The organism is Mycobacterium sp. (assembly GCF_019243155.1).
In the GTDB taxonomy this organism is placed as follows: Bacteria; Actinomycetota; Actinomycetes; order Mycobacteriales; family Mycobacteriaceae; genus Mycobacterium.
In genome coordinates this window covers 25,105-32,721 of record NZ_JAFAUS010000446.1, presented here as the reverse complement: position 1 = coordinate 32,721, position 7,617 = coordinate 25,105, and the positions used below count along the sequence as shown (strand labels likewise).

Annotated in this window: 8 protein-coding genes and 1 pseudogene; 3 read left to right on the top strand and 6 right to left on the bottom strand. The window is 64.7% G+C overall.

Annotated elements, in window-relative coordinates; translation table 11 throughout:
- Window positions 1-264 precede the first annotated feature (264 nt).
- Window positions 265-471: a hypothetical protein gene (locus JOZ00_RS23005; RefSeq protein WP_293348550.1), complete on the top strand. Its 207-nt coding sequence runs from the start codon at window positions 265-267 to the stop codon at window positions 469-471.
- 260 nt (window positions 472-731) lie between these two features.
- Window positions 732-1,118 (top strand): hypothetical protein, encoded by a 387-nt coding sequence (locus JOZ00_RS23000; RefSeq protein WP_293348548.1) that lies wholly within the window; start codon window positions 732-734, stop codon window positions 1,116-1,118.
- Between the two features lie 177 nt (window positions 1,119-1,295).
- On the opposite strand, the pseudogene JOZ00_RS22995 reads toward JOZ00_RS23000, so the two are convergent.
- The 3 genes and pseudogenes from JOZ00_RS22995 to JOZ00_RS22985 form a co-directional block, all read right to left on the bottom strand.
- Window positions 1,296-1,936: pseudogene (locus tag JOZ00_RS22995) on the bottom strand (carboxymuconolactone decarboxylase family protein).
- Between the two features lie 126 nt (window positions 1,937-2,062).
- Complete coding sequence (locus JOZ00_RS22990) at window positions 2,063-2,611, bottom strand: TetR/AcrR family transcriptional regulator (protein ID WP_293348566.1); 549 nt, start codon at window positions 2,609-2,611, stop codon at window positions 2,063-2,065.
- A 362-nt stretch (window positions 2,612-2,973) separates the two neighbouring features.
- The gene (locus JOZ00_RS22985; RefSeq protein WP_293348545.1) at window positions 2,974-3,645 is read right to left on the bottom strand and encodes a cutinase family protein; all 672 of its coding nucleotides are present in this window, start codon (window positions 3,643-3,645) and stop codon (window positions 2,974-2,976) included.
- 171 nt (window positions 3,646-3,816) lie between these two features.
- On the opposite strand from JOZ00_RS22985, the gene JOZ00_RS22980 reads away from it, so the two are divergent.
- Complete coding sequence (locus JOZ00_RS22980) at window positions 3,817-4,413, top strand: class I SAM-dependent methyltransferase (RefSeq protein WP_293348562.1); 597 nt, start codon at window positions 3,817-3,819, stop codon at window positions 4,411-4,413.
- A 14-nt stretch (window positions 4,414-4,427) separates the two neighbouring features.
- On the opposite strand, the gene JOZ00_RS22975 is transcribed toward JOZ00_RS22980, so the two are convergent.
- The 3 genes from JOZ00_RS22975 to JOZ00_RS22965 are packed head-to-tail and all read right to left on the bottom strand — an operon-like array spanning window position 4,428 to window position 7,490.
- Entirely contained in the window at window positions 4,428-5,501 is a 1,074-nt protein-coding gene (locus JOZ00_RS22975) for a prenyltransferase (protein WP_293348542.1), read from the bottom strand.
- Window positions 5,488-6,246: a class I SAM-dependent methyltransferase gene (locus tag JOZ00_RS22970; RefSeq protein ID WP_293348539.1), complete on the bottom strand. Its 759-nt coding sequence runs from the start codon at window positions 6,244-6,246 to the stop codon at window positions 5,488-5,490. The genes JOZ00_RS22975 and JOZ00_RS22970 overlap by 14 nt, the downstream gene beginning before the upstream one ends.
- Window positions 6,240-7,490 carry a glycosyltransferase family 4 protein gene (locus JOZ00_RS22965; protein ID WP_293348536.1) on the bottom strand — a complete coding sequence of 417 codons (1,251 nt, stop codon included), beginning with the start codon at window positions 7,488-7,490 and terminating at the stop codon, window positions 6,240-6,242. Before JOZ00_RS22965 ends, JOZ00_RS22970 begins: the two co-directional genes overlap by 7 nt.
- Window positions 7,491-7,617: the final 127 nt, after the last annotated feature.

Sequence of the window (7,617 nt, the reverse complement as noted above, 5' to 3'; positions counted from 1 at the left end):
TCCGGCATAAGCAAGGGACGATAGCAGCCGTCGCCCTACGAAGCTCAAACCGCCAATTGTCAGTGCCCTTCGCTACGGTTCTGAATCGCAGCCGGGCCAGCGCGGACGGCCGCACAGGAGCGGCTCACGGATTACGTCGAATTCACGGCCAATTCTCATCTTCGTGGGTGGTTTGGTCTCAGGATTTGGCGGGCATTCTGGAATCACAATCCGATAACCGCTGTTGTAGCAATTTGCAGGTGGTGCCGAGAGGAGCTGACGATCGTGGCGAATACCCAAGGAGCGACGGTTATTTTCCTTCAGTCTCATCCGGCATGGATAGCCGCCCAGCGTCACGAACGCGAACGTAAAGAAGCGATGCGCCGTCATCCGTCTTTGCGCGCTCGCCAGCGGGCCGCTGCCGGTGGTAGCGCCGTCGTGCCGCTCGTCCGGCATTTCAAGCTGTACTCCAGCACCGACACCCCGGCCTGACTTCCTCTGGAATTGCGGTAATCCGCCAGTTTCTGCCCAACGCCAAGTCGCGGGGTTCGAAAACAACCCGGTAACTGAGCACGCGGTATTTATCGCGACACCACTCACACTTGGCCTCGAGCCACTCGCCAAACTTCGGCGAATTTTCTGCTGCCCATTTACATCAATCCCGACCACTACTACCGTGTGTAGTAGTCGTACGTTGGGAGACGCAGATGTCGAACAATTGGGATCCGATCAGAGCGCATCGCCGACTCGTCGTGGCGACAATCGCGTTTGCCGCCGCCTTCACCCTCCACGGGGTCGATCACCTTCGGCGCGGGATGCACGCGTCGCCCCCGGCGGTCATGATCGGCGGCTATATCCAAGGCTTGTTTGTGGTGCTTGCGGTCGTGCTCGTAGTGCGCCATCGCCCGCGCGCGCCCGAGATCGCGTCGGCCGTGGGCCTCGGGAGTGCGGCCCTGTTCACTTACGCGCACGTGCTGCCCTGTTTCCTGCCGGCCTTGCAAGACAGCTTCACTTCGGGACCGCGGATCAATGTCACCTGGTTTTCTTGGCTCACGGCGGTCGGCGAAATCGGGACAGGGCTCATACTCGGCTATGTCGGCGCGAAAGCGCGGCGGCGACCGGCGAACATGTCGGCATAATTCGTTTGTGCCGAGCCGTGCAGAGGCATGGCCCCTGCCACCCCGGCCCAGCCGCACCACGAGTTTGTGTCCACCCGGCTCACGTTCGCGGTGTGCTCGAAGCGATCGCCACTCGCGACAGGCGAGGACGCATTGAGCCGGTATGCCGGCTGTGACCGCCCGTGCATCACGCTTGCGTCAGTCTCGCCCAGACGTCGCGGCGCCGATGTCGAGCACACCGCCTCCTTCGGGGTCGTCCACCTCGACGATCGGGTCGTCGGTGTCGTCGAATTCCAACCGCAGCGCCCGCGACATGATCGCGTGCATCACGTACATCGTGGTGGTGTAGGTGAATTCAAGGATCTCTTGGTCGCTGAAGACCCCCCGCAGTTGATCGAACAGCCGCTCGGGAACCCGCCCCTGTTGCCCCGCAAGGCAATCCGCGTAGGCGAGCAATAGCCGCTCGGTGTGATCGAAGCAGTCGGCGGTCTGCCACGACGGGATTGCTTTGATCTTCTGCTCCGACAGCCCGGCCGAACGGCATGCCTTGCAATGTTGGGAGAAGACGAACTGGCTGCCGACCACCCAGCCCGCACGGATCTGTCCCAACTCGCGGTAATCGGCCCGGATGCTCACCTCTTCGCGGTACAGGCGAAAGCCTCGCACGGCATGGCGCAGGGCGGCAGGGGAGTGCGCCATCACCGTCACCAGTTGCCGGGCGTACCGCCGACGGCGCCCGGTTCTGCCACCGGATCACGGTCGCCGAACATAAAGTCGTACATGTTCAGTGTGAATTGATCGCTGACCTCGTCCCGGGGGATCTGCTTGAGACGTGGCATTAGTATCCTCCTGGCTGACGACATGGACTGGCGGGGTTGAGGATTGCATTCAATACCAGGCCTCGCGGCGGGGTCAACGCTGTTCTCAGACCTCAGATCACATCCGATTGCCTGCACTTTGCCGATTCACGGCCGGAGGCCGGACAGCACCATGGCGGCGAAGGCATCACCGATCTCGGTCAGCGAGTTGCGTCCGCCGGGGACGTACCAGCGGTGAATCCAATTGTGCATCCCAAGCACACCCAGCATCACCAGCCGCGGGTCCAGATCCGAGCGGAAAATACCGGTAGAGATACCCTCTTCAATGATGGCGAGCAGCGTCTTGCCGTAGGTATCGGCGTTGGTGACGATGCCCTGCGCCCCAGGAATGGTTGCAATGTGCTGACTTTCGGCAAACAACAGCAAGAGTTCCGGGCGAGCAACGAGATCTTCGATGAATGCCTGTAGGGCACGGCGCAACTTCTCGTCGGCCGGCACGTCGGACTCGAAGGCCTCGCGGCAATGACCGGTCATGTCGTAGGCCGGCTGCTCGATGAGCGCGACGAGCAGTTCCTCTTTGGTACCGACGTAGTAATAGAGGGAGGCTCGATTGATGCCCACCTCAACAGCGACGTCCTCCAGTCGCGCCCGTCCGAACCCCTCACGACGGAACACCTCCGCAGCACCTTTGAGGATGGTCTGCCACCGTTCGTTGGACGCGCGGCGGTCCGCCTTTCGCCGCTCGTGTCGGCGACGCGCGTTGTCGCTCTGCTGACGTGCGGCTGGAATGGTCGGCCTCCTCGTATCTCACTGTCGCGCTGTCAACGTACGCCAGCAAGCAAGCCTGAAGCGTCTGGCCAAGAAGCGTGACTACGAGCCCCAGGATGGCCGCGATCAAAAAGCCTACGAGGACGCGGGCCAGCAGATGCCGAGGACCTCAACCCCACCAACCTGCGCTGAGAATCGTCCAAAGCGCTCCCGACCATGACTCGATCCGCGAATCCGCTAGCGGATGCGCTATCGAATCCGAAATTCACCTCATGGTCTTGACGGAACAGTCAGATCTTGCCGGCGACGAAGTCGGCGGCCTGATTGGCCATGCCCGCATCGATGTAGGCGCTGGCGAGGTGTTGCGGCCAGTTCTCTTTCCAGGTGTTCGGGTCGGCCGGGTTGCAGATGGGATCGGCACCGTGACACAACTCGATCGTCCGGTCGTTGTAGGTGGGGTTGAAGTTCGTGATCGGGCCCACCCACTGGCTTCCGTTGCCGAACAACGCGACGGCCGCGATGTGCTGATCCATGCCCGGCGGCAGCGGGCTGTCGAAGCCGAACGCACCGATGGGCGCCGCGAGCACCACATCGGTGACCGCGGCACCCAGCGAGTAGCCGCCCAGCACCAGCCGGGTGTCCGGGCAGTTGTTGGCCATGTCCTGGATGTGGTGGCTCATGTCGTTGGCGCCGATGTCGACCTCTGTATCGGCGGGGTACTGCACGGCGTAGACGCCGATGTTCTTCGAGGCCTTGGACCGGAGGTCACTGATGAAGGCGTTACCGAGCACGCCCGGTCCCGCCGATTCATACCGGCCGCGGGCGAAGACGACCTGCACCGGTGGGCAGTTCGCGGCCGCGGCGCGCGGCATCCCGAACGACGGAACCACTGCGGGCACCGTAAGCGCGGCCGCGGCAACGACCGCCGCGATACCGATATCAACTAGGTTGCGGACACGCACGCCAAGATAGTAATTCCATCGCGCCGCGGCCGCTTGCTGGAGAGGAAAACAGTCACCATCGACCACGCTGACGGCGCCGTCGGTCGAACCGATAGGTTCGCACCTGTGAGTCACACCGACGTCAATTCCACGCAGCGATTGTTTGCGCTGGCCGAAGAGGTCCAGGGTTTCATGCCGGCCGACGAGGGGCGGGCGTTGTACGACGCCGCGCTGCGCTATCTCGACGGCGGCGTCGGCGTCGAGATCGGCACCTACTGCGGCAAGTCCACCCTGTTGCTGGGCGCCGCGGCGCAGCAGACCGCCGGCGTGCTCTACACGATCGACCACCACCACGGCTCCGAGGAGCATCAGGCGGGCTGGGAGTACCACGACGCGTCGTTGGTCGACGAGGTCACGGGGCTGTTCGACACGCTGCCGACGTTTCGCCGCGCGCTTGATGCCGCCGGGCTCGACGACCATGTCGTCGCGGTCGTCGGCAAGTCGCCGATCGTGGCGCGGGGCTGGCGATCACCGTTGCGGTTTCTGTTCATCGACGGCGGCCACAGCGAGGCCGCCGCGAACGAGGACTTCGACGGGTGGGCCAAGTGGGTGGCCGTCGGCGGGGCGCTCGTCATCCACGATGTGTTTCCCGATCCCAACGACGGCGGGCGGCCTCCGTACTACATCTATTGCCGCGCAATCGAATCCGGTCAGTTCCGCGAAGTGTCGGCCATCGGATCGCTACGGGTGCTGGAACGGACCGGCGGTCAGCCGGGGGAGCGGATCTAGCTCGAACACCGCGGTCACCGACCGGGGATGACGACACACTCGCAATCGAAGTCGGTCTGCAGGCCCGTCGGCAGCTCGTCGCCGCGGAAAATCCCCGCGGCCGCAGTGGTGTTCGACAGCGCATCCGCCGCCAGGATCATCGCCGCACCCGTCCAGGTGGTGCGCTCCTCGGGCCAGCGTTTCCCGTCCGCGAAGACCAGGCCCGTCCAGTAGGAGCCGTCCTCTTCGCGCAGGTGCTGCATCGCGGCGAACTGCCGGTGCGCGGCCGACCGCTGGCCGAGCGCATCCAGCGCCATCACCAGCTCGCACGTTTCGGCACCGGTCACCCACGGCCGATCGTCCACGCAACGAATGCCCAGGCCGTCGACCACAAAGTCGTCCCAGCGCTGCTTGATTCGGGTTTCCGCCGCCGGGCCCCGCAGAGCACTGCCGAGGATGGGGTAGTACCAGTCCATCGAATAGCGGTCTTTCTCGGTGAACCCGTCCGGATGCGCGGTGATCGCGTGGCCCAATCGGCCCGCCGCGAGTTCCCATTCCGGCTGAGGATCATTCACCAGCGCGGCGAGCGCCAGGGCGCACCGGATGCTGTGGTAGATGCTCGCGCAACCGGTCAGCAACGCTTCCGGCAGCGGGCCTGCTGTGCTTCGGGCCCAACAGATCTCGCCGTATCCGATCTGCAGGTCGATGACGAAGTCGATCGCATCGCGCACCACCGGCCACATCTCGACGGCGAACAATTCGTCGCCGGTGACCAATACGTGGTGCCACACGCCGGTGGCGATGTAAGCGCAGAAGTTGCTGTCGCTGTTGGCGTCCTCGACGGTTCCGGCGCGGAACTGGATGGGCCAGGAACCGTCGGGCCGCTGGGTGCGGCGACTCCAGTCGAACGCGGCGCGTGCGGGCTCCAGGAGCCCGGCGGTGGTGAGCGCCATCGCGCACTCCACGTGGTCCCAGGGATCGGTATGGCCCCCTTCGAACCAGGGGATGGCTCCTGAGGATTCCTGCGCGGCGGCGATGGAGAGCGCGGTCTGCCGGCATTGCCCCGGGGACAGCACACCCGGAACCGCGGGCGGATCAGACCGATGCAATGGAATATCCCACCGTCGATTGGCTTTTCGCGGGCTGGCGCTTGACGAAGTACATCGCCACGCTCTTGCCCACCACCGGGTTGAGCAGGGCCTCGGCCAGCTGCGTCACCTTGGGTCGCTGCATCAGGTCCCACACCAGGAGCTTGTGGTACGCGGTCACCGCGCGGTGATCGGTATTCGACACGCCCACAGCGCATTTCAGCCACCAGAACGGGGAGTGCAGCGCATGAGCATGGTGGGTGTGTGTCAATTCCGTTCCACCGCCGACGATCTTGCCGCGCAGTTCGCTCGCGCGGTAGATGCGGACGTGGCCGCCCTCGTTACTGTGGTATTCGTCGGACAGCAGCCAACAAACCCGCTCCGGCAGCCAGCGCGGCACGCTGACCGCCAGCGTTCCACCGACTTTGAGCACCCTGATCAACTCGACGATGGCGGCGTCGTCGCTGGGTATGTGTTCGAGGATCTCCGAGGCTATGACGCAGTCGAATGTCTCGTCGGCGTACGGCAACTTCAGCGCGTCACCGACGACGACCTTCGCGGACGCTTCCGCGGGCGCCTCACCCGTCTCGCCCATGGCGCGCAGGATGGTGTCCACGGAACGCAGTTCCGACTCATCGCGGTCGAAGGCGACCACGTCGGCCCCGCGCCGATACGCCTCGAATGCGTGCCGGCCGGCTCCGCATCCGACGTCAATGACCTTGCTGGACGGCCCAATCCGAAGCCGATCGAAATCGACCGTCAGCACTGGGTTGCGCCCTGCGCGCTCCGCGCGATCGCGCGTTCGTAAACGTGCACGGTTTGCGCGGCCACGGCTTCCCAGCTGAACACGTTGACTGCGCGCTCTCGCCCCGCCTTGCCCAGGCTGCGGCGCTTTTCCGGCGAGTCCAACAGCTCACCGAGCGCGCGAGTCAGCGCATCGACGTCAGCGGGCGGGACGAGCTCGGCGCACGCGCCGTCGGTCCCGAGGACCTCGGGCAGCGCCCCCACCCGGCTGGCGACGATCGGGGTTCCGCTGGCCATCGCCTCGACCGCGGGCAGCGAAAATCCCTCGTAAAGCGAGGGGATGCAGGCGACCTCGGCGGAGGCCAGCAACGCGCCCAGCTCGGCATCGGAGAGCCCACTGGTGACATGGACGATGTCCGAGATTCCAAGTTCGGCAATGAGTTTGTGGGTGGGTCCGTTGGGTTCCACCTTGGCGACGAGCCGCAGCTCGAGATCCCGGACGGTGCGCAGCCTGGCGACGGCCTGAAGCAGGGTGCGGACGCCCTTCAGCGGTGTGTCGGCGCTGGCGATCGCGATGACCCGACCGGGCTGCCGGGGCTGCGGTCCCGGTTTGAACAGCTCGGTGTTGACGCCGAGCGGGACGACGTTGAGTTGCTCGGCCGAGACACCGAAGTCGCTGATGATGTCCGCGGCCGACGACGACGAGACCGTCAACAGATCGGGAATCTGACGTGCCACCTGTTGCTGCATGGCGAGGAAGCCATACCAGCGGTGCACCAACGGTTTTCGCCACCATCGGGCGGCGGCGATGTCGAGAATCCGGTCGCGGGTGATCGGGTGATGCACGGTGGCCACCACCGGCAGCCCGGCCTCGGCGATCGTCAGCAGTCCGGTTCCCAGACTTTGGTTGTCGTGCACGACGTCGAAATCCGCGGCCCGCTCGGCCAGCAATCGCGCGGCCCGCATCGTGAACGTCCGCGGTTCGGGGAAGCCGGCGCTCCAGGTCGTGAGCAGCTCCAGCAGGTCGATCGAATTGCGGATCTCGCTCGGGCGCGGCACCCGGAACGGGTCGGGTTCCCGGTACAGATCCAGGCTCGGCACCTCGGTCAGGCGCACCCGCGGATCCAGCAGGTCGGGGTAGGGCTGCCCGGAGAACACCTCGACGTCATGACCGAGCTCCACCAGACCGTGGCTGAGATGGCGCACGTAGACGCCCTGTCCGCCGCAATGGGTCTTACTACGGTAGGACAGCAGGGCAATTCGCATACTCAACTCTTCTTTGCTGGAAAATGACCGCGGAATGGCGCCGAATCCATCGCGATCAACGGACTCCCGAACTCCGTGACAGCAAACTGGACATGTGTCCAGACTATAGTTCGACGACCTAATCGAG